This window comes from Acidimicrobiales bacterium, assembly GCA_033344915.1.
Classification (GTDB): domain Bacteria; phylum Actinomycetota; class Acidimicrobiia; order Acidimicrobiales; family Aldehydirespiratoraceae; genus JAJRXC01.
The window spans coordinates 618,612-641,529 of sequence record JAWPML010000001.1 but is presented as its reverse complement, the minus strand read 5'-3'; the positions used below and the strand labels follow the sequence as shown (position 1 = coordinate 641,529).

24 protein-coding genes and 1 tRNA gene are annotated in these 22,918 nt (G+C 68.7%); 12 read left to right on the top strand and 13 right to left on the bottom strand.

Annotation, left to right across the window (positions count from 1 at the left end):
- The 3 genes from R8F63_03040 to R8F63_03030 are packed head-to-tail and all read right to left on the bottom strand — an operon-like array spanning position 1 to position 2,672.
- Entirely contained in the window at positions 1–540 is a 540-nt protein-coding gene (locus R8F63_03040) for a carboxymuconolactone decarboxylase family protein (protein MDW3217565.1), read from the bottom strand.
- Positions 537–1,499: an LLM class flavin-dependent oxidoreductase gene (locus R8F63_03035; protein MDW3217564.1), complete on the bottom strand. Its 963-nt coding sequence runs from the start codon at positions 1,497–1,499 to the stop codon at positions 537–539. Before R8F63_03035 ends, R8F63_03040 begins: the two co-directional genes overlap by 4 nt.
- A 12-nt stretch (positions 1,500–1,511) precedes the next feature.
- The gene (locus R8F63_03030) at positions 1,512–2,672 is read right to left on the bottom strand and encodes an acetyl-CoA C-acetyltransferase (GenBank protein MDW3217563.1); all 1,161 of its coding nucleotides are present in this window, start codon (positions 2,670–2,672) and stop codon (positions 1,512–1,514) included.
- 90 nt (positions 2,673–2,762) lie between these two features.
- Here R8F63_03030 and R8F63_03025 point away from each other — a divergent pair, with 90 nt between their 5' ends.
- Together R8F63_03025 and R8F63_03020 are read left to right on the top strand one after the other, a co-directional pair.
- The gene (locus R8F63_03025) at positions 2,763–5,735 is read left to right on the top strand and encodes an MMPL family transporter (protein ID MDW3217562.1); all 2,973 of its coding nucleotides are present in this window, start codon (positions 2,763–2,765) and stop codon (positions 5,733–5,735) included.
- 62 nt (positions 5,736–5,797) lie between these two features.
- A complete protein-coding gene (locus R8F63_03020) occupies positions 5,798–6,430 on the top strand; it encodes a TetR/AcrR family transcriptional regulator (GenBank protein MDW3217561.1) in 633 nt (210 codons plus the stop codon).
- Here R8F63_03020 and R8F63_03015 read toward each other — a convergent pair.
- Both R8F63_03015 and R8F63_03010 read right to left on the bottom strand, forming a co-directional pair.
- On the bottom strand, positions 6,427–7,212 hold the full coding sequence (locus R8F63_03015; protein ID MDW3217560.1) for a methyltransferase domain-containing protein: 786 nt from the start codon (positions 7,210–7,212) through the stop codon (positions 6,427–6,429). The genes R8F63_03020 and R8F63_03015 overlap by 4 nt on opposite strands.
- On the bottom strand, positions 7,209–7,856 hold the full coding sequence (locus R8F63_03010; GenBank protein MDW3217559.1) for a nuclear transport factor 2 family protein: 648 nt from the start codon (positions 7,854–7,856) through the stop codon (positions 7,209–7,211). The genes R8F63_03015 and R8F63_03010 overlap by 4 nt, the downstream gene beginning before the upstream one ends.
- A gap of 64 nt (positions 7,857–7,920) precedes the next feature.
- Between R8F63_03010 and R8F63_03005 the strand changes: the two genes are divergently transcribed.
- Positions 7,921–9,150 (top strand): acyl-CoA dehydrogenase family protein, encoded by a 1,230-nt coding sequence (locus R8F63_03005; GenBank protein MDW3217558.1) that lies wholly within the window; start codon positions 7,921–7,923, stop codon positions 9,148–9,150.
- A gap of 9 nt (positions 9,151–9,159) precedes the next feature.
- Here R8F63_03005 and R8F63_03000 read toward each other — a convergent pair whose 3' ends face one another.
- Positions 9,160–9,582, bottom strand: coding sequence for an ArsI/CadI family heavy metal resistance metalloenzyme (locus tag R8F63_03000; protein ID MDW3217557.1), 423 nt, complete (start codon positions 9,580–9,582; stop codon positions 9,160–9,162).
- A 90-nt stretch (positions 9,583–9,672) separates the two neighbouring features.
- Between R8F63_03000 and R8F63_02995 the strand changes: the two genes are divergently transcribed.
- Genes R8F63_02995 through R8F63_02985 form a run of 3 tightly spaced genes read left to right on the top strand, consistent with a single transcriptional unit; the run spans position 9,673 to position 12,222 of the window.
- Positions 9,673–10,014, top strand: coding sequence for a metalloregulator ArsR/SmtB family transcription factor (locus R8F63_02995; GenBank protein MDW3217556.1), 342 nt, complete (start codon positions 9,673–9,675; stop codon positions 10,012–10,014).
- 25 nt (positions 10,015–10,039) lie between these two features.
- Entirely contained in the window at positions 10,040–11,056 is a 1,017-nt protein-coding gene (locus R8F63_02990) for an acyl-CoA dehydrogenase (GenBank protein ID MDW3217555.1), read from the top strand.
- Positions 11,056–12,222 (top strand): acyl-CoA dehydrogenase family protein, encoded by a 1,167-nt coding sequence (locus R8F63_02985; protein ID MDW3217554.1) that lies wholly within the window; start codon positions 11,056–11,058, stop codon positions 12,220–12,222. Before R8F63_02990 ends, R8F63_02985 begins: the two co-directional genes overlap by 1 nt.
- A gap of 21 nt (positions 12,223–12,243) precedes the next feature.
- Here the strand turns inward: R8F63_02985 and R8F63_02980 are convergent, their stop codons facing one another.
- Genes R8F63_02980 through R8F63_02970 form a run of 3 tightly spaced genes read right to left on the bottom strand, consistent with a single transcriptional unit; the run spans position 12,244 to position 14,262 of the window.
- Entirely contained in the window at positions 12,244–13,509 is a 1,266-nt protein-coding gene (locus R8F63_02980) for a DUF222 domain-containing protein (protein ID MDW3217553.1), read from the bottom strand.
- Positions 13,510–13,550: 41 nt separating this feature from the next.
- The gene (locus R8F63_02975) at positions 13,551–13,973 is read right to left on the bottom strand and encodes a GNAT family N-acetyltransferase (GenBank protein ID MDW3217552.1); all 423 of its coding nucleotides are present in this window, start codon (positions 13,971–13,973) and stop codon (positions 13,551–13,553) included.
- 28 nt (positions 13,974–14,001) lie between these two features.
- Positions 14,002–14,262, bottom strand: a complete 261-nt coding sequence (locus R8F63_02970) for a hypothetical protein (GenBank protein ID MDW3217551.1) — start codon at positions 14,260–14,262, stop codon at positions 14,002–14,004.
- 165 nt (positions 14,263–14,427) lie between these two features.
- Between R8F63_02970 and R8F63_02965 the strand changes: the two genes are divergently transcribed.
- Genes R8F63_02965 through R8F63_02955 form a run of 3 tightly spaced genes read left to right on the top strand, consistent with a single transcriptional unit; the run spans position 14,428 to position 16,265 of the window.
- Complete coding sequence (locus tag R8F63_02965; GenBank protein ID MDW3217550.1) at positions 14,428–14,694, top strand: NAD-dependent epimerase/dehydratase family protein; 267 nt, start codon at positions 14,428–14,430, stop codon at positions 14,692–14,694.
- The gene (locus R8F63_02960) at positions 14,691–15,326 is read left to right on the top strand and encodes a hypothetical protein (GenBank protein MDW3217549.1); all 636 of its coding nucleotides are present in this window, start codon (positions 14,691–14,693) and stop codon (positions 15,324–15,326) included. The genes R8F63_02965 and R8F63_02960 overlap by 4 nt, the downstream gene beginning before the upstream one ends.
- A gap of 45 nt (positions 15,327–15,371) precedes the next feature.
- Positions 15,372–16,265, top strand: coding sequence for an NAD(P)-dependent oxidoreductase (locus R8F63_02955; protein MDW3217548.1), 894 nt, complete (start codon positions 15,372–15,374; stop codon positions 16,263–16,265).
- On the opposite strand, the gene R8F63_02950 is transcribed toward R8F63_02955, so the two are convergent.
- From R8F63_02950 to R8F63_02940, 3 genes are read right to left on the bottom strand one after another with little or no spacing between them, the layout of a single operon-like run.
- The gene (locus R8F63_02950; protein ID MDW3217547.1) at positions 16,262–17,674 is read right to left on the bottom strand and encodes a hypothetical protein; all 1,413 of its coding nucleotides are present in this window, start codon (positions 17,672–17,674) and stop codon (positions 16,262–16,264) included. The two genes, R8F63_02955 and R8F63_02950, sit on opposite strands and share 4 nt — an antisense overlap.
- Before the next feature lie 41 nt (positions 17,675–17,715).
- The gene (locus R8F63_02945) at positions 17,716–18,597 is read right to left on the bottom strand and encodes a hypothetical protein (GenBank protein MDW3217546.1); all 882 of its coding nucleotides are present in this window, start codon (positions 18,595–18,597) and stop codon (positions 17,716–17,718) included.
- Positions 18,594–19,190, bottom strand: a complete 597-nt coding sequence (locus R8F63_02940) for an RNA polymerase sigma factor (GenBank protein ID MDW3217545.1) — start codon at positions 19,188–19,190, stop codon at positions 18,594–18,596. The genes R8F63_02945 and R8F63_02940 overlap by 4 nt, the downstream gene beginning before the upstream one ends.
- Positions 19,191–19,296: 106 nt before the next feature.
- On the opposite strand from R8F63_02940, the gene R8F63_02935 reads away from it, so the two are divergent.
- The 3 genes from R8F63_02935 to R8F63_02925 all read left to right on the top strand — a co-directional run bounded on the left by R8F63_02935 (position 19,297) and on the right by R8F63_02925 (position 21,333).
- Positions 19,297–19,761 carry a TadE/TadG family type IV pilus assembly protein gene (locus R8F63_02935; protein ID MDW3217544.1) on the top strand — a complete coding sequence of 155 codons (465 nt, stop codon included), beginning with the start codon at positions 19,297–19,299 and terminating at the stop codon, positions 19,759–19,761.
- Complete coding sequence (locus R8F63_02930) at positions 19,758–21,227, top strand: Tad domain-containing protein (protein MDW3217543.1); 1,470 nt, start codon at positions 19,758–19,760, stop codon at positions 21,225–21,227. Before R8F63_02935 ends, R8F63_02930 begins: the two co-directional genes overlap by 4 nt.
- A gap of 32 nt (positions 21,228–21,259) precedes the next feature.
- Positions 21,260–21,333 (top strand) — tRNA-Pro (locus tag R8F63_02925).
- Positions 21,334–21,377: 44 nt separating this feature from the next.
- Here R8F63_02925 and R8F63_02920 read toward each other — a convergent pair.
- Positions 21,378–22,916 (bottom strand): hypothetical protein, encoded by a 1,539-nt coding sequence (locus R8F63_02920; GenBank protein ID MDW3217542.1) that lies wholly within the window; start codon positions 22,914–22,916, stop codon positions 21,378–21,380.
- Between the last annotated feature and the right edge of the window lie 2 nt (positions 22,917–22,918).

The following is a 22,918-nucleotide window of genomic DNA, read 5'->3' as shown; positions in this document are numbered from 1 at the left end:
TCAGATGTCGGCGTCGATCTCCAGTGCGTTGGCGACGAGCGAGAGGCCGGCGTACTGCCCGACCGTCCACACCAACTCGACTGCGGCATCCGCGCCGAACCGGGCCACCACGTCGGCCCGGGCCTCGGCGGTAACCGTACCGGCGACCATCGAATCGACGAAGGCGACGACCGCGGCATCGTCATCGCCGAACGTCGTCGGGTCGGTGTCCGACGGCTCCTCCCGACGGAGCGCATCGAGCTCGACGTCGGTGACCCCGGCCTCACGGGCGATCGGCTCGTGGTTGTCCCACTCGTAGGCCGAGTCGAAACGCCAGGCGACGCGCAGGCAGGCCAGCTCGTGACGGCGCACGCCGAGCGCCGGCGCCGCCGCGAGCGCGGCCGACCAGCGCAGGAACGGCTCCACGAAGTGGGGCTGATGGGACAGGACCCGGATGATGGCGAGGGGGTCGCCCGCGAGCCGCGCGCCGGAGAGTTCGACCCAGGCCCGGACCTCGCCGGTCAGCTCGTCGACCGGTCGGGGTTCGAGCGACCCGCTCATCCGACGAGGCGTTCGCGCAGCACCGGCAGGAAGCCGTCCGTGTGGGCCTCGAGCTGCTCGTCGACCTGGGCCGGCGTGAGGTCCTTCACGTGGATCCGCACGTTGACGGTGTCACAGCCGGCGGCATCGAGGAAGTCCGCCAGCCGCTCCGCCACCTCGGCGCCGGTCGGAGCGGCGATGAGCTGATCACCGTCCCAGTTCTTCATGGCCGACTCGGGCGCGTAGCTGCGGTAGTGCGCCATCTGTGCCGCCATCTCGTCGTTGGGCGGATCGCCGATCCACACCCGCCGGATCGCGATGCGAGGACCGGTCCCGCCGGCCTCCACGAAGACGTCGCTGAGGCGACGGGTGACCTCGGCGGTCTGGAGGCTGTCGTAGAGGATGCCGAGTCCGAGTCGGGCGGCCCGGCGCACCGCGCCCGGGCTCTGGGCGGCGACGACCATCGGCATCGGATGGGCCGCCGTGCGGGCAATCGCGCGATCGGCGCCGAGCGGCGTCGGGTCCTCGCCCCGCAACGCGGCGACGACCTTCGGCAGCGCGGCCTTGAACCGTTCGACGATTTCGTCGAAGGGCACCTCGGCGAGCTCGAAGTCCACCGGCAGGGCGCCCGCCGCGAATCCCGCGCCCACGCGACCCGGGTACGCGACGTCGAGCCACGCGAGGTCCTCGGCCATCAGCGCATACGGCTTCATGGGCAGCAGCAACGGGCAGGGCGCGGCCCAGCCGGTCGGCATCGAATCGAGCAGGAAGCCGGCGAGCTGGATCGGATTCGGGAGGTACCCGGGGAAATCGGCGTGGTGCTCGCTCACCATCACGCCGTCGTATCCCACCGCCACCGCGCGCGCGGCCTGCGCACGGATCAGCGCGATCTGCTCCACCGCGTCGGTGTCGTGCGGGTACAGCCGCAGCGAGACCGATCCCGGCCGCAGGGGCTCCGAGGTGAAGCGGGGGTCAGACACGAGTTGAAGCGGTCACAGGCGTTCGATGATGGTGACGTTGGCCTGGCCGCCGCCCTCACACATCGTCTGGAGGCCGTAGCGCCCGCCGGTGCGCTCGAGTTCGTGCAGCAGCGTCGTCATCAGCTTCGCGCCGGTGGCCCCGAGCGGATGGCCGAGAGCGATGGCGCCCCCGTTCACGTTGACCTTCTCGTGGGGGATGCCGTGCTCCTTCATCCACGCCAGCGGCACCGGGGCGAAGGCCTCGTTGCACTCGAACAGGTCGATGTCGTCCACCGACATGCCCGTCTTCTCCAACGCATAGGCCGTCGCCGGAATCGGGCCGGACAGCATGTAGATCGGATCGTCGCCCCGCACCGACATGTGGTGGATGCGGGCCCGCGGGGTCAGGCCGTGGTCCTCGAGGGCCTGCTCGGAGGCGATGAGCAGCGCGGCCGACGCGTCGCTGATCTGGCTGGCGCACGCCGCGGTGAGCCGACCGCCCTCGACCAACGTGGGCAGCTGCTGCATCTTCTCGAGTGAGCCTCCCCGGCGAGGGCCTTCGTCCATCGTGCAGTCCCCGACCGGCACGATCTCGGCGTCGAAGCGGCCCTCGTCGATCGCCCGGATCGCCCGTTCGTGGCTCTCGAAGGCGAAGCGCTCGCAGTCGTCACGGCTGGTGTCCCACTTCTCGGCGATCAGCTCGGCGCCGCGGAACTGCGACACCTCCTGGGTGCCGTAGCGATCCACCCACCCGGTCGAGCCGGAGAAGGGATCGTCGAATCCCAGCTCACTCGCCAGCGTCATGGCCGAGCTGATGGGGATCTGTGACATCTGCTGGACGCCACCGGCGACCACGAGATCCTGCACGCCCGCCATCACCCCCATGGCCGCGAAGGAGATCGCCTGCTGGCCGGAGCCGCACTGGCGATCGACCGTCGTGCCCGGCACCGCCTCCGGGAGCCCGGCCGCGAGCCAGCTCGTGCGGGCGATGTCACCCGCCTGGCCTCCGACGGAATCGACGTTGCCGAGGATGACGTCCTCCACCGCGTTCGGGTCGATCCCGGTGCGCTCCATCAGGGCCGAGATCGCGGCGGCGCCGAGGTCGGCGGGGTGGAGATGGGCGAGCCCTCCGCCGCGCTTGCCCGTGGGCGTGCGGACGGCATCGACGATGTAGGCGGTGTTGGGAGATCTCATGGATCCGATTGTGCCCTACTTGCGGTCGGGAGTGACACACGAGCGCCCCTCGGCCGGGCGTCGCGCGCCCATCCGTGTCAGTCTCTGCGCATGGAACGCATCTGGCGATCGCTCGGCCTGAACCTGGGCAAGTACTGGTATCTGGTGCTCGGAGCCGTGGTGGTGATCACCGGCGTTCTCTCCATCGGGGCCGGGAGGATCGAGTTCGCCACCGGCCAGGACAGCTACCTGAACCGCGACAGCCAGGAGGCGCTCGACAACGTCGAGTTCCAGAAGCAGTTCGGCGGCGAGGCCGTCATCCTCCTGTTCACCGCGGATGACGACGCGATCGTCCCCGACCTCTTCTCCGATGCCAACCGGGCCGAACTCGCCCGCATCGAGGCCGAGCTGCGCGAGATCGAGGAGGTCAGCTCGGTCATCACCCCGCTCACCTCCGTCATCTTCAGCAGCCGCATCATCGACGAGGGCGTCGGCACCGCCGGCCTCCGTCACGCACTCGAGGACGACCCCGATCCCGACTCGCAGGCCCTGCGCACGGAGGACCTGTCCACCACCCTCTTCCGGCTCGGCGCGGCCGGCGACGCGGATCTCGGCAACCGCGATTGGGTCGAGTTCCTGCTCTACGACAACACCGACTTCGTGCGCGACGGCACGGACGTCACCGGCCCGCCCGTCGAGGACCGCACGCTGCGGGCGAGCCTCCGGTCGACCTTCCCCGACCAGCAGACCGCGGTCGGCGGCGTGGTCATCGAGGGCAACGCCGACCTCGACACGCTCTCGTCCGCCACCGAGCAGGTGCTGGCGATCATGCAGACGGCCGAGCTCGAGGGGTGGAGCGCGATCACCACCGGCTCCCCCGTCTTCCTCAAGGACATCAACGACTACCTCCAGGGCGGCATGCTCACGCTCGGCGCCGCGGCGTTCGCCCTGATGGCGCTGGTCCTCCTCATCGCCTTCCCGGTTCGCTGGCGGCTGCTCCCGCTGCTCGCGGTGCTGATCGCCGTCGTGTGGACGTTCTCGATCCTCGGGTTCGCCGGGATCGACCTCTCCCTCGTCACCATCTCGGGTCTGCCGATCCTCATCGGGCTCGGCGTGGACTTCGCGATCCAGGTGCACAACCGCGTCGAGGAGGAAGTGGTGCTCGATCGCGAGGACCACCCGATGCGCGAGACGTTGGCCAACCTCGGGCCGCCGCTCGGGGCAGCCACGGTCGGCGCGGTGCTCGCGTTCCTGGTGCTGCGCATCTCGCTCGTGCCGATGATCCGCGACTTCGGCGTCATGCTCGCCGTCGGCATCGTGGTCATCCTCGTGATCGGCATCGTCGTGCCGACCGCGATCCTCGGCATTCGCGAGTACAAGGCGCGAACGACGTCGCTCACCGAGCCCACCCGCGTCGAACGGGCGATCGTGAAGCTCGGCGGTCTGCCGCAGAAGGCGGTCGTCCCCGTCATGGTGCTGTCCGTCGGCGTGCTCATCGCCGGCATCGCGCTGGAGGATCAGTTCGAGATCCAGAGCGATCCGGTGCGCTGGGTCAACCAGGACACCCAGACCGTGCGGGACCTCGAGACCCTCAAGGAGGAGACGAACTTCGAGAGCACGTTGGGCATCCTGATCGAGGCGAACAACATCAATGCTCAACCCGTCGCCGACATGCTCGCCGGGTTCATCGGCACCTGGGACTCACCGGACGAACTCCGCGTCGCGAACAGCTCGAGCATGGTGTCGACGATGACCAAGATCATCAACATCGAGGGAGCGACTCCGGTTGCGCCCCGCGCCGAGGACCTCGAGCTCCTGATCGACGTGATGCCCCCGGACATCCATCGCGCCCTGGTGGCGGACGACCGCACGGCGACGCAGGTCAACTTCCGTCTCGCCCCCGCACCCCTCGCTGACGACGCGATCCTCGTCGCGGAGATCCAGGCGGACCTCGAGCGCCGCATCGCCGAACTCGACCTCCCGTCCGATTCCATCCTGGTCGTCGACCTCGAACCCGGCGACCAGGCCGTGAAGGCCGTCCCGGCCGGGCTCGCCGTCGTCGGCGTCGGCCTGCTGGAGAACCTCTCGGCCAACCGCGCCGTGCTGACCTACCTCGCGCTCGTCGTCGCCGGTCTGTGGTTGTTGATCCGCCATCGCAGCGCGATCCGGGCGCTGCTCGCGATGACGCCCGTCCTGCTCGCGGTCGGCATGTCCTCGGTGATCGTCGCCGTGCTCGGCCTGTCGCTGAGTCCGCTGACCACGGTGAGCGGACCGCTCGTCATCGCGACGTGCACCGAGTTCAGCGTGCTCATCCTCGGGCGCTATCTCGAGGAACGCCAGCGGGGCCTGTCACCACAGGAGGCCACGGATCGGGCCTCGGCCCGGACCGGCCGCGCCTTCTTCACCTCGGCGCTGACCACGATCTTCGGCTTCGGGGTGCTCGTCTTCTCGGCCCTGCCGCTCCTGTCCGACTTCGGCCTGATCGTCACCATGAACGTGGCGGTCGCCCTGCTCTCGGCGCTCATCGTCATGCCGCCGCTCCTCGTCTGGGCCGACACACGGGGCCTGGTCGGCGTCGCCCCCGTCTCCTCCGAGTCCGCCGGCCACGGCGTGCGGCTCGCGGACCGGCCGGGGCCGTCGATGGCGCTCGGCGGCGTCGTGCTCGTGGCCGTCGGCCTTGCCCTGTTCCTCAGCGCCGACACCGAGGAAGGCAACGCCGCGACCAGCGAGTTCACCGCGGTGGCCCTCCCGACCACCACGACCACGACGACCACGACCACGGTGCCCGACCCCGACGAGCCGCCCGAGGTGATCGACGTCTCCCAGTTCGGCACCGACCCGCCAACCGAGTTCGTGCCCAGCGTCCTCTTCGGCCTGCTCACGGGGGCTGGAGCCGATCCGCAGCGGGCGGTGTGCACCGGATCGGTGCTCGGCGACCGCGTCGACCTCGATGCCCTCGTCACCGCACTGGATCCGCCGAACTACCCCGACGAGGCGCTGGTCCCGGTCATCCAGGCCGCGCTCGACTGCGGGATCGAGCAGGCCACGGTCGACGCGGCGATCGAGGCCGCCCGCGGCGGCTGACACGGGCTGGCCTGGCGGTGGGCCCGTGGTTTACGGTCGCTGCGCCGCGATGAAAGGCGCACATGAGCGAGCCCGACCCCTTCAGCGACCCCCCGACCCCGACCGCGCGGGGTGATCGGGACGGGCGACGTCGCGACGTGCTCGCCGCGGCCACCAGCATCCTCGAGGAATCCGGTTGGGAGGGACTGTCGATCCGCGCCGTCGCCTCCCGGGCCGGGGTGAGCACCGGGGCCGTCTACCAGTGGTTCTCCGGCAAGGACGAGATCTTCGGCGAACTCATGGCTCATGAGATCCGCGCCGGACTCGATCTGATCGAGCGCGTGCCCACGGAGTCGTTCCCCGCCACGGTGCGGCTGATGCTCGACTGGGTGACCGACCTCTACGAACGCCTCGGCCGCTACGAGCTGGAGTTCGCCGAGGCGAGCACCGGTCGGACCGACCGCGAGATCGCCGCCGGCGTCGATGCGACCTACCTCGAGCTCGGCAAGCGGGCGGACGAACTGCTCGACCGGGCGGCCGCCAACGACGGGATCGAATTGATCCAACACGAGTACCGGGTCACCTGGTTCTGGGCCGGGTGCGTCGGCACGGCCGAACGGCTCGCCCTGAGTCCCCAGATCTTCTTCGGCGAGACGCGTGAAGAGCTGCTCCAGCTCGCCTGCGACTCGCTCGTGCGCAGCCTCGTCGCGCGCTAGACGGGCTTGCGGCCGATGGTCGCGAGCGAGGTCGTGGACACCATCACGAAGCCGGGCGCTCGCACCTGCGCGAGCGCGGCATCTGCGTCCTCCTGGGTGGCCAACCCGGCCTCGACCAGCCGGGGGAACGCCCGTTCGAGGGCGAGGAACCACCACTCGCCGCCCGCCTCACCCGGACGCATCGCCCACACGTCGCCGACCACATCGAGGTCGGTGCACCCCAGCTCGCGGAGGCGTCCGAGGATCTGGAGCCCGTAGTTCGGGTCGTGCCACTCGTTCATGGCCCCCGAGGCGACGATCTGGTGGAGGCCGGCATAGGGCTCGGGCAGGTCCTGCTCGGCGAATCCGAGGAACACGCCGTCCTCGAGCACGAGCCAGCCGCCCGGTTTCGTCGCCGCGAGCAGCTTCTCGATCACCGCGGCACGGCTCGGCACGTGTTGCAGCACCGCCCGGGCGTGGACGACGTCGAAGTGCTCGGCGGGCAGTGAATCGGCCTCCACGTCGTGTTGGCGGACGATCACGTTGGCCGGCACGTCCGCGTGGAACTGGAGGTCGATGTCGGTGGACATCACCCGCCCATCGGGCCCGACCCGGTCGGCCATCCACGCACTGACCGTGCCCGCCCCGGCTCCGAGCTCGAGCACGTGCATGCCCGCCCCGATGCCGACCCGGTCGAGCAGGGCGAACGTCTTCGGATCCCGCGCCGCGGCGAGCATGCCGAGCCGGACCCGCTCGATGTCCTCCTCGCCCGACTCGGTCGAATAGCGCTCGGAGTCGGTCATTCGGCCCTCACCTTCACCCGGGGCGCGGCCTCGCCGCGCCGCATGGTCTCGATGAACGCGTCGAGCGGGGCCGGGGGCGGCACGGGCCCCTCCGGCGCGCCCTCGCGTTCCCAGAACTCCCGATAGCTCGGGAAGAGTTGGTGGAAGGTGCCGTCGGCGGCTTCGGTGCCGGGCCAGCGCATCTTGTGCTCGCCGGTCGGCGGCCGGTTGAGGTCCGTGGCGTACCAGTAGAGCGGCAGCCGACGCCGGAAGAACCACCGGCCGTGCTCGCGGACATAGTCGTCGACGTACATCATCTGCATGATCACCCACTCGTCCTCGCCGTCGGCGACGGGCGTCTCGTGCTCGTTCTTCGAGTACACGACACCGTGGGCGTGGTCCCGGTCGTCGAACTCGATCACGTGGCCGCCGATGTGATGGGCGGTGCCGGTGAAGGGACTCCGCAGCGTCGTGTCCATGTAGTCGCGCAGCGCCTCGCGGCCCGTGGCACCCTTGCCGACCCGCACGTGCTCCTCGAACAGCCCCACCATCGCGTCCATGTCGCGCATGTCCAGGGCGAGCGCGTACTTGGCGGGAAGCTGGCGGATCTCCTCGAGGGACTCCAGCCGGTCCAGCCGGTCCTCGATCGATGCCGGTTCGGTCACGGGGCGATCGTAGAGGCGGGCCGGGTTGGCGTCGATCACACTGCGACGACGAGACTCGGCGACGATGAGCGACACCGCCGAGCCCCCGGAGCATGCAGCCTTCCGAGCGGAGGTGCGCGCCTGGTACGAGGCCAACGCCACGCCCAAGCAGCCCGACGACCCGTGGGCCACGAACATCCACATCGACCCGGACGCGGCGCGGAGCCACTTCGAGAACTCGCGGCAGTGGCTCGGCACCCTGCACGCCGCCGGCTACTCCGGCATCGCCTGGCCCGCGGAGTACGGCGGGGGCGGCGGCGAGGCGTGGATGACCCGGATCGAGCGGGAGATCGCCGGCGAGTACGAGGAGTGGATCGGCTTCCCCGGCGCGACCATCGCGATGCTCGGCCCGACCCTGCTCCGTCACGGCACCGAGGAACAGAAGCAGGAGTTCATCCCGAAGCTGCTCTCGGGGGAGCTCACGTTCTGCCAGCTCTTCTCCGAACCGGGTGCCGGCTCCGATCTCGCGTCGCTCGGCACGAAGGCCGTCCGCGACGGCGACGAGTTCGTCGTCAACGGCCAGAAGGTCTGGAACAGCTCGGCCCAGTTCACCGACTGGGGATTCATGCTGGTCCGCACGGATCCGGACCTGCCCAAGCACAAGGGCATCACGTTCATCCTGGTCGACATGTCGTCCCCCGGCATCGAGGTGCGCCCGCTCGTCCAGATCAACCGGTCGGCCCATTTCAACGAGGTGTTCTTCAACGACGTGCGCATCCCGGTCGCCAACGTGGTCGGCGAGGTCAACGAGGGGTGGGGCCCGGCCCGCACCGTCCTCTCGAACGAGTCCGCCTTCATCGCCGGCACCCGCACGCCGACCGGCGCCAAGCTCCGCATGCTCGCCGAACAGGCGGGCGTGGCCGACGACCCGATCATCCGTCAGGACCTCGTCCGCTACCTCAGCCGCGAGCGCATCTCCGGCTGGATGGGGGAACAGGTCCAGCAGGCCGTGCGCCGGGGGGAAATGCCGCCGATGGACCCGGGCCTGATCAAGCTCGGCGCCTCGGCGAACAAGCGACTCGCCGGCGATCTCGCCATGGCGATCGTCGGCGCCGCCGGCACCGCCGCCCTGGCGGACGACGACACCGCGGCGCAGATCGCCTGGGCCCAGGCGGAGCTGATGGGTCGCTACTCGATCTCGATCGGCGGCGGAACCGACCAGGTCCTCAAGAACAACATCGGGGAACGGTCGCTCCAGCTCCCCCGCGAGCCGGGCTACGACAAGAACCAGTCCTGGAAGGACATTCCCAAGTAGCGGTGCCGGTCAGCCGCAGCAGGGCGGACCGTCGCCGGCCGCGACGCTCACGACCTCGTTGTTCATCTGCTCGGCGTCGCCGGTCTTGACGTACCACTCCCAGCGGAGGTCGTCCGGGGCCTCGACCCAGGTCTCCTTCTTCTCCGCGTAGCAGCAGACGGTGTCGTCGACGCCGGTGGTCTCGATGCCGGCGCTCGCGATGCGAGCCTCGGCATCGCTGACCTGGGCGGCCTCTTCGACCTCGACGCCGAGATGGTTGATGGTGCCACCGCCGTTCTTGTTCTCGAAGAGGACGAGCTTGAGCGGCGGCTCGGCGATCGCGAAGTTGGCGTAGCCGGGGCGGATCTTCGCCGGCTCGGTGGCGAACATCTTCGTGTAGAACTCGACGGCTTCGTCGAGATCGCTGACGTCGAGGGCAAGTTGCAGACGCATTGATGTCTCCTGGGTTCATTTCGATGATGGTCGATATGTCTGTCGAATGCAACCTTGCCGAACGTATCGATGTATGTCAATATGTTTCTCATGAAAATCTCGCTGTCCGCTCCGTGCTGCACGCCGCTCCAGGCGTCCCCCCTCTCCGCGAGCGACGCCGAGGAGCTCGCCGTCATGTTGAAGGCGCTCGCGGACCCGGTCCGGCTTCGGCTGCTGTCGTTCATCGCAGCGACGGAGAGCGGCGAGGCCTGCGCGTGCGACCTCACCGAACCGGCCGGCCGGTCCCAGGCGACCGTCAGCCACCACCTGTCGCAGCTCACCCAGGTCGGCATCCTCGAACGCGAGCAGCGGGGCAAGTGGGCCTGGTTCCGTTTGGACCGCGATCGGCTCACCGGCATCTGCGCGGCGGTCTGCGCCACTTCTGCCGACTGACCCGATCCGCGCCATCATTGGCGGCATGCGCACCCGACTGAGCGAGGACGAAGCCGCGGTCAAGGACGTCTTCGACGGGTTCTTCGCCAACGAGAGCCCGATCGAGGTCGTGCGGGCGGCCGAACCCGGCGGATTCGACCGATCGCTGTGGGACAAGCTCGCGGCCACCGGCGCGCCCGGGATGGCGGTCCCCGCGTCGGCCGGCGGTGGTGACGCGTCGCTGTCGGACCTCGCCGTGGTCGTCGAGAGCTGGGGCGCCCACCTCGCCCCGGTCCCGCTCGTCGAACATGCCGTGGCCACCCGGCTGCTGCACCGGCTCGGCGCCGACATCGACACCGTCGTCGCCGGCGAACAGATCGCGACGATCGCCCTGCGGCCTGCGCAGGACGGCCGCCTCCGGCTCGTGCCCGCCGGCGCCGTCGCCGATCTCGTCGTGGCTCGCAGTGGATCCCTCGTGGTCACGACGGCCGACGCCGCCCCCGGAACCGGCCCCCGCAACACCGGTGACCTGCCCCTGGCCGACCGCAGCATCGCGGCGAGCGGCGGATCCTCGTGGGAGGACCGCGACGGCGACTGGCAGCAGGCCCTCGACGAGTGGCGGGCGCTGATGGCGGTCGCCTACTGCGGCCTCGCCCGTCGCGCAATCGAGCTCGGCGTCGACTATGTGAAGGACCGGATCCAGTTCGACGTGCCCGTGGGCACCTTCCAGGCCGTGCAGCACGGCCTCGCCGACGCAGCCACCCGGTTGGAGGGCGCCCACCTGCTCGCCCACCGTGCCGTCTGGGCGATGGCGTCCGCCCAGCCCGATCGCGCCCGGCTCGCCGGCATGGCGCTCCTGTTCGCCGCCGAGACCGCCCGCTTCGCCACCGACCGGTCGCTCCAGTACCACGGCGGCTACGGCTTCTCCGAGGAGTACGACATCCAGCTCTACCACCGCCGCGCCTCGGCCTGGCTGCTCCAGCTCGGCGAGCCCGCCCTGGAGTACGCGCGGCTGGCCGACGCCGAGTTCGGGCCCATTGGCATCCCCAGAGCGGCGGCCTGATGGACTTCTCCTTCCCGCCCGAGGTCGATGCCTTCCGCGACGAGGTCCGCGAGTTCCTCGCCACCAACCTCACCGAGGACATGATCACGGCCACCCACGACGGCACGAACCACGCGCCGGCCCTCCACGCGGCGATGGCCGAGAAGGGATGGATCGCCGGACCCGTTCCCGCCGAGCTGGGCGGCGGCGGGCGCAGCGCGCTCGAATCGGTCGTCCTCAACGAGGAGCTCCAGCTCGCCCGGGCGCCGATCGACGCGATGGCCGTGTCCATCGTCGTCGCCTCGATCCTGCTCGAACACGGCAGCGACCATCTGAAGGAGGTGGTGGTGCCGGCCCTTCTCGACGGCTCGGCCCTCGGCTGCTTCGGCTACACCGAACCGGAGTCCGGCTCCGACGTCGCCGCGGCCCAGACCAGGGCCGTCCGTGACGGTGACGAGTGGGTCATCAACGGGGCCAAGATGTGGACCACCCTCGCCCACATCAGCGACTACGTGATCCTGCTCACTCGCACGAACCCCGACGTCGCGAAGCACAAGGGACTCACGTTCTTCCTCGTGCCGCTGGACATGCCCGGCATCGAGATCCAGCCCGTTCCCACGATGGCGACGGAGCGGTCCAACGCCACGTTCTACGACGACGTGCGGCTCGCCGACCACTGGCGGGTCGGCGATGTCGACGGCGGTTGGGCCGTCATGAAGACGGCGCTCAAGTACGAGCGGGGAATCGCCGGCGGCCAGTTCCCGTCTCCCCCGGTGATCGACGCCGCCCTCGACTGGGCCCGCACCCACCATCGGGCCGACGGCTCCCGCCCGATCGACGACCCCACCGTGCGGGAGAAGCTGATGCGCGCCCTGATCGACGTGGAGGTGTGTCGCGGCTTCGCCTATCACACCGCCGCACTGGCCGAGGAGGGTGAGATGTTCGGCGTGGAGGGTTCGATGACGAAGCTCTTCGCCTCCGAGTCCTACAAGCGGCACTGCCGAGAGTTCCACGATCTCATGGGCGCCGAGGGGCTCCTCACCCATCACAACGACGACGCCCACCTCGGCGGCCGGATCGAGGAGAACCTGCGCCACTCCCCCGTCACCACCATCTACGGCGGGACGAGTGAGATCAGCCGCAATCTGGTCGCGGAGGGTCACCTGGGCCTCCCGCGCACCCGCTAGTTCGCGCCCCGCCCGCTCGACTCAGATTTCCGTCCCGTCGGGTCGGTAGGTGTGCCATACCCCTTGGGGGTCGCGCCAGACGGCGTAGCCTTTCTGTTTCCAGCGGTTGTGTTTGCCGCAGTAGGGGCCGCCGTTTGTGGGGTTGGTGTCGCCGCCGTGGGCGTGGTCGATGCTGTGGTCGATCTCGCATTGTGTGGTGGGGACGGTGCAGCCGGGCCAGGGGCAGTGGGTGTCGCCGAGTTGGGCGGCGAGGCGGGCGCCGCCGGTGAAGCGGCGGGCCCGGCCGAGATCGATGACGACGGATGCGGCGTCGATGACGACGCGGCGCAGCCGGTCGAGGAACACGGTCGCGAACGCTTCGGTCGGGTCCAGCGGTGCGCCGTCGAGGGTGCGGCACACGACATCGGTCGGGTCGAGGGGTTCGGGGTTGGTGCCGGCGTGACGGGCCGCGGCGTGTTCGAACGTTTGTTGGTTCCAGACGATGTTGTGGACCATGTCGGGCACGACCGAGTGCGGGTTCGCCGCCGCGTCGTGACACATCCGCCAGAACGCATCGGCGCGGCGTTGGCGTTCGTTACGGGGCAGATGCGACAGGTTCGCCTCATCGCCATGCTCGGCGCGGGCCTTCTCCCAATCCGTCAACCGTTCCGCGGAGACATAGTGCTCGAAGATCTCGTCGATCTGGGCGCCTTGCATCGCGCCGGTGCCGCCGGCGAACGTCCACCCCAGCCCGATCGGGTCCTGCACCAACGAGAAATCCCGCAACTCGTGCGATCGGCTGTTGGCCGGTTCGGGCCCGTCCTCGTCCGCGTAGCGCTCCCAAGTGCGCACCTCGATCTCGAAATCGGCATACGACAACCGCGATGCGATCCGCAGGAACCACGGCTGAGCATCCACCATCGCCTCGCGGACCCGCGGGTTCGCCCACACCCGACCCAACAAATCGAACTGATCGACCCCCAACGACCCTGCCCGCAAGGCGTCGAACACCTCCGGCAACGCCCGCGACATCCGCACCCCACGCTCCCGACCCGCCGCTGCGCCCGGCGACAGTCGGCCGCAATGACGCACCATCACCTTCGCCGAACCATGCCCATCGGAGACATACACGCCGGACCGGTCGACCTCGTCGAGCACCCGGGTCTGCACCGCCCGCACCCGCCGCGCCACCGACTCCAACCCCGCCAACACCGCCGCCGCATCACGGGCCGAACCCAACACCCACTCGCGATCGAGTGTGTCGAGGGTCTCGTTCAGTTGTGCCAAACCCGCATCACCATCGAACATACGTTCGCATCATAGAGAAGGGGTATGACACTCACCCGACGTCACTCCAATCGCAGCCGGAGGACCGGGAACCCCGCGTCCGTATCCGCACCACGGCCGACTTCGGAGAATCCGTAGCGGTCGTAGAAGCGTCGGCCGATCGCGTTCGCCTCGAATACCTCGAGCTCGAGGAACGGCCGCGACGCCCGAGCGTGATCCATGAGCGCCCGGCCGTGGCCGTCGCCCTGGTGATCGGGATGCACGAACAAGCCGCCCACCTCGTTGTCCAGCAGCGAGATGAACCCGACGACGCGATCGTCCACCACCGCGACCGTCGCATCGGACGCCGGAAGGAACACCTCGCCGATCATCCGCTGCTCCCGTTCGAGGAACGCGTCGTCGAGGAACGGGTGAGCGACGCGTGACGCGGCCATCCACGCTTCGAGGAGGGCCGTGAGGTCTTCGGGCTGGTAGGGGCGCAGCACGCCGACATCATGGCCGACGCCGGTCGCATCAGCAGTCGGAATCCGTCGGGTTCAGGGCACAGTTGCGGGCATAGTCGGACTCGCCATCGACGATGAGAATCACCGAAGGCAGCACGAGAAGGGCGACGATGCCGAGCGTCAGGGCAACGCTTCCCGCTTCGCGACTGCCCCGCCGGCGGGTTCGCAGTCCAAGGAACACCGCCGCCAGCCCGAAGACCACTGCCGGGATGACCAGCCAGAACGCCCACACCGCGGCAAGGACGGCCAGCACCCCGCACGCGATCGCCACCGCTGGTTCTCGTCCGGCCGTGCTACGGGTCTCACCCACTGCTTCGTCCAACATGGCTCGCTCCGTTCGATCGAGATCGGCTCCTACCCGTACTGACGGATGGGGCGTTCTCGCGGGTGACGTGGGCTAGGAAGAGAGCAGGCCGAACGAAGCGAGACCGTCACCATGCCCGACAACACCATCGTCATCGCCGGCGCGACCGGCCAGGTCGGCAAGCCCGTCGCCAAAGCACTCGCTGCGCAGGGCAACGACGTCCACGGCCTCGCTCGCTTCAAGGACCCGGCCGTTCGCGAAGAGATGGAGGCCGCAGGCGTCACGTGCCATGCCGTCGACCTGATCAGCCCCGACCTCTCGACGGTGCCGACCGAACTCGACCACCTGCTGAACTTCGCCGTCACGAAAGCGGAACCTTGTGCTGGTGAGTCCCGGTGAGCATCGGCATCACCTTTGCCGTCGAGGTGCAGCAGCGCGGACAGTGGGGCTGCGTTCTTCGGCGATCCAGCGTCGATGACCCGCTAGGAGAGCTTGAGGTGGCAGAAGCGCCGGACCTCCCAGAGGAGTTCCCGCGTAGCTGGTGGGACACCAATAACGACTCGGCGTTCGAAGTGCTCGACCTGATCGAAGAGCGAGGTGCTACTGAACACGGCAAAGGTCCGCGAGGTCTCCCGGTGGATGTGTCCGACGAGGTGGCCGCGTTCCACCACGCCGACCCTGAGCCACTCCACACGACCTGGCTTGGCTTCGAAGAAGTGCTCAGCTTCGACTGGAACGCGAAGGAGGAGCGCCGGACCCTACTCATTAGCGATGGCAATGTGCGAAAGCGCCACCTCGACCCGGATGCGGCTCGGCGACACGTCGCGCAGTGGGGGATCGAGCATGTCCCGCGCGGCTGGATGGCTGTCCGGGCCCACAGTTTCCGGAAAGCACTGGAGGTACCGGTGACGTGGCACGAACAGCGCAACTCCATCGCCCGCTCCTTCATGCCGGTGCTCGTCGATCTCGTGAAGCTCGAACGACGACCGGATGTCGACGCAGTTCGAACGGTGTTCTGGTTCGACGCGTGAGGGGCGGAGCTAGCGTCGGAAGACCATCGAAGATCGAGGGCACAAATGTCGAACTGCAGTACCTACGTTCTCGCCGGTTGCACAGGCCAGGTCGGAAAGCCCGTTGCCAAGGCGCTTGCGGCCCAGGGCAACGAGGTCCACGGCATCGCCCGGTTCAAGGACCCCGCCGCCCGCGAAGAGATGGAAGCCGCTGGCGTCATCTGCCATGGCGTTGATCTGACAGACCCTGACTTCACGGGTGTCCCTGACAACGTCAACGCGCTCCTCAACTTCGCCGTCACGAAGACCGGCCGGTGGGACAAGGACCTCGCCGCCAATGCCGACGCGGTCGGGCTCCTCATGCAGCACTGCCGCGGGGCACACAGCGTGCTGCACTGCTCCTCGACGGCGGTCTATGCGCCGACCGGCGGCGAGCCGATGCGGGAGGACTCACCGCTCGGGCAGGACCATCACCAGTACATGATGCCGACCTACTCGACGGCGAAGACGGCGGCCGAGTCGGTCGCGAGCTTCGCCGCGAAGGCGTTCGACCTGCCCACCACGATCGCCCGGCTGTGCGTGCCCTACGGCGACGAGGGTGGGTGGCCGATCTTCCATCTGATGATGGCCCAGGGCGGCCAGCCGATTCCGGTGCACACGGACGGCAGCCGCTACAACGTCATCCACCACGAGGACATCATCAGCCAGCTCCCGGCCCTGCTCGAGGCCGCGACGACCCCGGCCACGATCCTCAACTGGGGCAGCGACGATGTCGTGTCCGTCGAGGAATGGACCCGCTACATGTGCGACATCGCCGGCGCGCCGGAGCCGACGTTCGCTCCGACGGACCACACGATCCCGAGCGCGATCATCGACACCGAACGGTCACGCGCCGTCCTCGGCCCCTGCGCCGTCGACTGGCGCACCGGCTTCCGCCGGCTCACCGAGACGCTCGCCTAGAAGTCGCTGATCGTCGCGTCGAGCGGCTGCAACGCCTCGGCCGCCCACACCGGCGCCCACACGCTCATGTCGAGGTTCGTCGGCCAGAAGGCCGCCACCGAATGCGCCTGGAACGTGTCGAACGAGCCGAGGGCGGGATCGGTGTTCGGGATGGCGTTCGTGATCGCCTGACCGGTCGCGCCGTAGAAGTCGCCGTCACCCCAGCACTCCGAGAACGACGGCGTCGTGTCGTCCACGTAGACCTGCTCGAGCGTCGGCACGAACGTGCCGCTGAACGTGCCCGCGAAGGTGACGTCGCCCGGCGCGCCCTCGATGTACTCCCAGGTCGGGACGGCCGCGGGCACCGTGTCGGGTGACCCGTCGATCGTGACCGGGGCGGCGAGCTCGCTGTTGCCGTAGGTCATGCCGCTCGCGGCCGCACTCCAGTCCCAGTACGACATCACCCCGCCGATCGCGTGCACCCGGAGGTCGGTGATCTGCTCATAACGATCCTCGTAGAACACCTCGGTTCGCTGGGTGAGCGGACCGCTGTTGGCCCCGATGTAGGCGCGGATGGCACGGATCGGACCGTCGATGTTCGCGATGAACGCACCTTCGGCGTTCGCGAACGTCGCGTTGGAGCGCGCGCAGGTGAGGAACGAGAAGCGTGACTTGTGACCGTCGAGGATGTCGACACCCGTGCCCCAGTTGCTCGAGAGTCCGTCGGTGATCCAGCGATCGCTGAACGTCATCGTGTAGTTGTCCGTCACGACGGTGGAGCTCTCCGGGTTCGGGCCGTCCGCCCGCAGGTAGTCGTCCTTGTACGTGCCGGCGTCGAGGGAGAACGTGTAGGTGACGTGGTCGACGCCGGCCGACGAGTCGACGCCGGCGCCGCCGTAGAACAGGTAGACGTAGCCCGCGGTGCCGCCGTCGGGATCGACGAGCACGATCTCCTTGCCGAGCCCACCGATCGCCGCGGCCGGGTGGGGGGTGCCGGCGGGCGCCTGCGGTCCGGCGTCGCGCGCGAGGAAGACGATCTCGTCGTTGTCGTCGATGGTGAGATCGTCGTCGGGGCCGACCCAGGTGTTCGGATCCGCGTACGTCAGCACGGTCTGTCCGATGGCGGTCGAACCGTAGATCGTGCCCGTGGACGCGGGGGCGTTGTTGTTGCCGGGCTTGGCGCCGAAGTCGACGACGATTCGCTCGTCGACCTGGAGAGGAATCTGAACCCAGCTCGCGGCGTCGGCGTCCCACCGGTAGGCGAGTCCCCGGTCGGTGGCGAGGTTCAGGTTGCCGATGCCGAGGTCGGCGCCGGTCACCACCACCGCGCCGTCGACGCGGACCAGGAACGGCGCGTAGACGTAGTTACAGGCAGTGGCGACGAGGGCTGCGGCGAGCACTCCGACGGCGAGTTTCCAACGGCGGATCATGGCGGCGAGTGTGTCACTCTCCGTGGTCGGCCGTCGATTCGCTACGGACGACCTGCGTCCTCCGGCGGACCGGCGTGGTCCGGCGGACCCGCGTCATCACTGTTCCCCGGCGACTCCGGCGGACCCGCGTGGTCCGGCGGACCCGCGTCATCACTGTTCCCCGGCGACTCCGGCGGGCCCGCGTCATCACTGTTCCCCGGCGACTCCGGCGGACCCGCGTGGTCCGGCGGACCCGCGTCATCACTGTTGCCCGGCGACTCCGGCGGACCCGCATCATCACTGTTCCCCGGCGACTCCGGCGGACCCGCATCATCACTGTTGCCCGGTGACTCCGGCGGACCCGCGTCATCACTGTTGCCCGGCGACTCCGGCGGACCCGCATCACCACTGTTGCCCGGCGACTCCGGCGGACCCGCATCACCACTGTTGCCCGGCGAACCTGACTCGGCTGCCTCATCACTCGCGATCGGCGCCTCAGTGGACGTCGGCACGACGAAGCTCTCCGGCTCCGTCGGCGGCGCGTCGACCTCGGGGGCCTGCGGCTCCGGCGCCGGCACGTCGCTCTCGGGCGTGTCCGGAACCTCGCGCGAGGCCGACAGGATCTCCGTGATCTCGTGCACGACCGGCACCTCGACCAGGCCCGCGACATCGGCACCAACCGCCGCCGCAGCGAGGCCGGCGCCCAGCGCGGTCTTCACGCCGATGGCTGCGACTGCGGCAGCCACCCGGCTTCGGGTGGGCCGCCAAGCGGGCGCGGCTGCGGGCGAGGCGACGTCCGAGAGAAACGTTGCCAGCTCTGGGCTCGGTTTGATGTCACGGTCGGGAACGAGAGCGAGGAGCACCTCGTCCAGGACGAGAGCGCATCCCTCGTCGAGTTCTGGATCAGCGAGCGCTTCTCGCACGATGGACGTGGGCACGGTCATGAGAACGTCAACTCCTCACCTGCCGATACGGGTGCGAGCGACATTTTCTTCTGGAGCGTTCGCAGGGCGCGGTGCTGCAGCGCCTTGACTGCCGTCTCCGGGAGGTCCATCGCATCGGCCACCTCGGCGATCGACAGGCCACCGATGACGCGGAGACTGAGGACGTCGCGCTGCTTGACCGTCAGAAGGGCCAGGAGCTCCCCGGCCCGGTCGCTCATCTCGGCGACGACCGCCTCCTCGACGTCGTCGACAGCCGCGAAGCCACCGAGCCTCCGACCGGCGGCCGCCTGGGGGCGGCGGGCCTCCGCCCGCGCATCGTCGATGACGATGTTCCGACAGATCGCGAACAGCCAGCTACGGAATGCGGCCTCGTCACCGTCGAAGCTGTCGACGCGACGAAACGCACGGGCGAGTGTCTCGCTGGCGACGGCGTCGACATCGGTACAGCCACGCGCACGGGCGAAACCCGCGAGCTGGCGATTGAACGCGCCGAAGAGCCAGTCGAAGCCCGCCGCATCGCCGTCGCGGGCCCGGGCGATGGCGACGTCGAATGTGGTGACCGGAGTCGATCGGAGGTGTCGCACACGGGCCATGCACACTTCTTCGGCGCAGGTTGGTCTCGACTGAGGCGACACCCGGGAAACTTTGGGCCATCCGGCCCATATCGAACGACGTTCGGACCTCGTTTTCCGGCACGACATGACTCACCGCAAGCGGGCTCGACTCACCAGCGATCGCGGCGCGGCGATCGTCGAATTCGGCATCGTCGCGCCACTCCTCCTCATGCTCCTGTTCGGCGTCGTCGAGTTCGGCCTGCTTTTCGGGAAGAAGCTCGACGTCAGCCAGGGCGCGCGCGAGGGGGCCCGACTGGCCGCCGTCAACTATCAGGCCACGACCGGATCGAGTGGCTCCACGCAGGCATCCGAGATCGTCGCCGCGACCTGCCAACGCATGGAGGTGGCCACCAACACCACGGTCACCATCGACACCTCGGCGGGCACGTCGGTGGGTGACCTGGTCACGTTCACGATCGAGGCGCCGGCCGAGCCGGTCACCGGCGTGTTCGACCCCTGGCTCAGCGGTCGCACGCTCACCAGCGTCGTCGATGTGCGGCTCGAACAGGCGGCCACCTTCACCGCGACGACCAAGGAGGCATGCCCGTGAACCGTCGAGCACGCGTGACGCACGAGAACCGCAGCGGTGACCGCGCAGCGACACTCCCGATGTTCGCCATCTGTCTCACCGTGCTCATGGCGATGTCGGCGATGGCCGTCGACCTCGGCCTGCTCTTCAGCGAACGTCGCGACGCGCAGACGGCGGCGGACACCGGCGCCCTCGGCGGCGCGCTGGATCTCGCCAACGGCATGGAGACGGCTTCCGAGGCCACCGCGGCGCTGATCCGCAGCAACCTGAGCACCCCCTACAGCGATGCCGAGTGGATCTCCCTCTGGACCTCGTGCTCGGACCCCGATCACCTGCTGTTCACCGGCGAGGTGCTCGGCAACGGCACCGACTGCATCAGCTTCGACGGCCTCGGGCTCTATCGCGTCGTCGTACCCCAGCAGGAGGTCGAGACGGCGTTCGCGTCCGTCCTCGGCATCGAGAGCTTCTCCGCCGGCGCGTTCGCCGAGGTCGAGCTCACGATCAACGGCGTCGGCGGCGTGCTGCCGTTCGCCGTGCTCGCCACCGCACCGACCGGCTCGAACATCTGCATGCGTTCCTCCACGAACGGCACCGCCGTTCCCCCGTGCACCGGCTCGGCGTCGGGCAACTTCGGTGCGCTCGAGGTCGCCCAGTGGGGCAACCCCGCCTACGGCACCGAGAACATCACGTGCAACCTGAACAAGACCGACCAGCTCACCGTCAACCTGTCGGTCGGCCTCGATCACTTCATTCGCCCGTACGCCGGCACCGAGGTGATCGACACCTGTGCGAAGCCGTTCGGCCCCAACACGCTGAGCACCTTCCAGGGCATCAGCGGTGGCCTGTGGGAGGGCATGGTCGAGGGCGACACGGTGCAGGGCACCTACTTCCCGGGCCGGCTCACCCGAGGCAGCGGCCCGACTCAGACGCTTCGCCAGCAGGGGAACCTCTACTACGTCGACGACACGCCGCTCTGGGAGTACATCCCCTACGGCAAGGGCGTCACGGTCCCGCCGACCTGCACGCGTGAGAGCTTCGATTCCACGGTGGCCGGCGCGGGATATGCCGCCGCCGAGACGCAGATGGAGACGTGTTTCGCGGACTTCCAGGCCGGCGTCGGTTTCGCCCCGTTGTTCGACATCGACGCCGACGGCGACAACGAACCGGACATCACCGGCTCGGCCCGCTACGGCGCCGTGCCCCAGTTCTGGGAGAACTCGTTCCCGAGCGGCAACAGCGGCAACCTCCACATCCAGAGCTTCCGCGCCGTGTTCCTCAACGGGATGTTCTTCGGCTGCAACGGGAGCGGCTGCAGCACCGTCTACACGCCGGGCAGCGCGTCGGGAACGCTCACCCTCCCGAACGGTTCCTCGCCCCTCGACCAGGTCAGCGGCTATCTCCTGCCGAACGCCACGCTGCCGCCCGAACTGCTCGAGAACGGCGTGCTCGGTTCGCTCGGCGCGTTCCAGATCCGACTGTCTCGTTGACCTCTCGTCGGCGGCGGTAGCCTCGGCCCGAACGGGACGTGGCGCAGCTCGGTAGCGCACCTGCTTTGGGAGCAGGGGGTCGTGGGTTCAAATCCCGCCGTCCCGACAAATCTCAACGACGGCTGGGCGGTTCCCGGACCTCGGCTTTCTCTAGCCATCTTCGGCGGCGTGACTAACGGGGTGACCGACCGAGCTCTCTCGTTGCAGGAGCTCCGTCAGCTCGGATGACGGCTCTGGTGGGTGCTCTCCCTCCACAACAGTACCGATGGTGAAGAACTCGAGATCTCGTAGAAAACGGATCGCGGCGTAGTCTGATGTGTAGGTCGTGTCGAGTTCCCACGATCCGCCGCTTGAGAGCCGCCACGTCGCTACAACGAGTTCCGCTCGGTCGTCGCCACAACCTCGACTGGCGAGGGGGAACGGTCGGTCGAGTGCTTCGAGGATCAGGCCGAGAGTGGCGTCGGCGCCCGTCGCACTGGAATTGAACGGAGCGACATGGATCACTCCGTCGCCAGTCGACACGATCCCAGCGCGGTTCGGGGTTGGGGGCAATGGCCCGACCGGGATTCCGCAGTCAAACAACTCGACTCCCACGTGCCAGTGGTCGGCGATTGTGGGCCCCACCACGGACGTAGGAGGGTCCTCGCGGCGGAGGAAGTCGACACCGCACCGGCTCCTCACCTCGTCGTCGAGTCCCACCCAGTCGAAGCCGTCCGACAGGAACGGCACGATGTCCCGATCGAGATCGCCGAACCGAAGCTCGCCATCCTCCAACCCGGCCGCGACCTGCGCAGTGTCCCGTGCCAGCTGCTCGAGCAATGCCCGTTCGGCGGACGCCGTGTTGGCGAGGCGAAGAAGCACATTCTCGACCTCCGAACCCAGCGTCACCGTCGTCAGCGGCACGAAGACGTCACTTCGAAAGTCAAGCCCGCGAGTCCGCCCTGGCAGCTCATCGTCGATCAGCACGTCGAGCGCCTCGCAGAAACTGAGACCGTCGAAGTCGGTTTCCGAATCAGCGTTGGCCGAGGCGAGCTGGGCGCCGGCAAGCTTCCTGAGCGCCTCATCGATCTTGTGGAGGACATCGACAGGGGATTGCGCATCCGCGAATCCCTCGACGATCTCGAACTGGACGTTGGCGCGTGATGCGCGAATGAACTCGCGAGGCTGGACGTCGATCTCGAGGTTCCGCGCCTGAAACGCTACGAATTGTCCAAGGTCGGACACTGACGGCGACGAGAAGTCTCGTCGAGTGCCGTTCGGCTGCTGGTTGCATACAGCACGATCAGGGTCAAGGCTTGACCCGAGGAAGAGGTCGTACTCGCTCTGCGCGTCTGCGGCAGACGTGTAGACCCACGCATTCACCAGAACGTCGGGGGCAAGCACGGTGACGAATCGGAAGCTCGGGCCCGTCGCCGGGACCGAGCCATCGCACGGCACATAGGCGCGCTGAGGCCCGTGGTCTCCCTCGGCGATGGAATCGCTACTGGGACTGCCGGGAAGCGCAACGAGAAGATCAGCGATCTGGCTGGTTGTCAGGACGGTGGCGATTTCGGGTGCCGAGAGTTGATCCGCCGCCTCGCCTGCGCACCCGCCGGCGACGATCGCCGAGACAAGGAGCGCCCACCCGAGTCGTTGAAGCTCACGAACCGGGCGAGACTCGGCCAAGCCCTTGTTCGCCTTCAGTCGCATAG

Coding starts and splice junctions, on each gene's coding strand:
- R8F63_02940 (MDW3217545.1), bottom strand. CDS start 19,190: ATGGCCCGTGTGCGACACCTCCGATCGACTCCGGTCACCACATTCGAC.
- R8F63_02995 (MDW3217556.1), top strand. CDS start 9,673: ATGAAAATCTCGCTGTCCGCTCCGTGCTGCACGCCGCTCCAGGCGTCC.
- R8F63_03040 (MDW3217565.1), bottom strand. CDS start 540: ATGAGCGGGTCGCTCGAACCCCGACCGGTCGACGAGCTGACCGGCGAG.
- R8F63_02950 (MDW3217547.1), bottom strand. CDS start 17,674: ATGATCCGCCGTTGGAAACTCGCCGTCGGAGTGCTCGCCGCAGCCCTC.
- R8F63_02980 (MDW3217553.1), bottom strand. CDS start 13,509: ATGTTCGATGGTGATGCGGGTTTGGCACAACTGAACGAGACCCTCGAC.
- R8F63_02990 (MDW3217555.1), top strand. CDS start 10,040: ATGCGCACCCGACTGAGCGAGGACGAAGCCGCGGTCAAGGACGTCTTC.
- R8F63_03000 (MDW3217557.1), bottom strand. CDS start 9,582: ATGCGTCTGCAACTTGCCCTCGACGTCAGCGATCTCGACGAAGCCGTC.
- R8F63_02965 (MDW3217550.1), top strand. CDS start 14,428: ATGCCCGACAACACCATCGTCATCGCCGGCGCGACCGGCCAGGTCGGC.
- R8F63_03020 (MDW3217561.1), top strand. CDS start 5,798: ATGAGCGAGCCCGACCCCTTCAGCGACCCCCCGACCCCGACCGCGCGG.
- R8F63_02920 (MDW3217542.1), bottom strand. CDS start 22,916: ATGCGACTGAAGGCGAACAAGGGCTTGGCCGAGTCTCGCCCGGTTCGT.
- R8F63_03005 (MDW3217558.1), top strand. CDS start 7,921: ATGAGCGACACCGCCGAGCCCCCGGAGCATGCAGCCTTCCGAGCGGAG.
- R8F63_02945 (MDW3217546.1), bottom strand. CDS start 18,597: ATGACCGTGCCCACGTCCATCGTGCGAGAAGCGCTCGCTGATCCAGAA.
- R8F63_02985 (MDW3217554.1), top strand. CDS start 11,056: ATGGACTTCTCCTTCCCGCCCGAGGTCGATGCCTTCCGCGACGAGGTC.
- R8F63_03015 (MDW3217560.1), bottom strand. CDS start 7,212: ATGACCGACTCCGAGCGCTATTCGACCGAGTCGGGCGAGGAGGACATC.
- R8F63_02935 (MDW3217544.1), top strand. CDS start 19,297: ATGACTCACCGCAAGCGGGCTCGACTCACCAGCGATCGCGGCGCGGCG.
- R8F63_03030 (MDW3217563.1), bottom strand. CDS start 2,672: ATGAGATCTCCCAACACCGCCTACATCGTCGATGCCGTCCGCACGCCC.
- R8F63_02955 (MDW3217548.1), top strand. CDS start 15,372: ATGTCGAACTGCAGTACCTACGTTCTCGCCGGTTGCACAGGCCAGGTC.
- R8F63_03025 (MDW3217562.1), top strand. CDS start 2,763: ATGGAACGCATCTGGCGATCGCTCGGCCTGAACCTGGGCAAGTACTGG.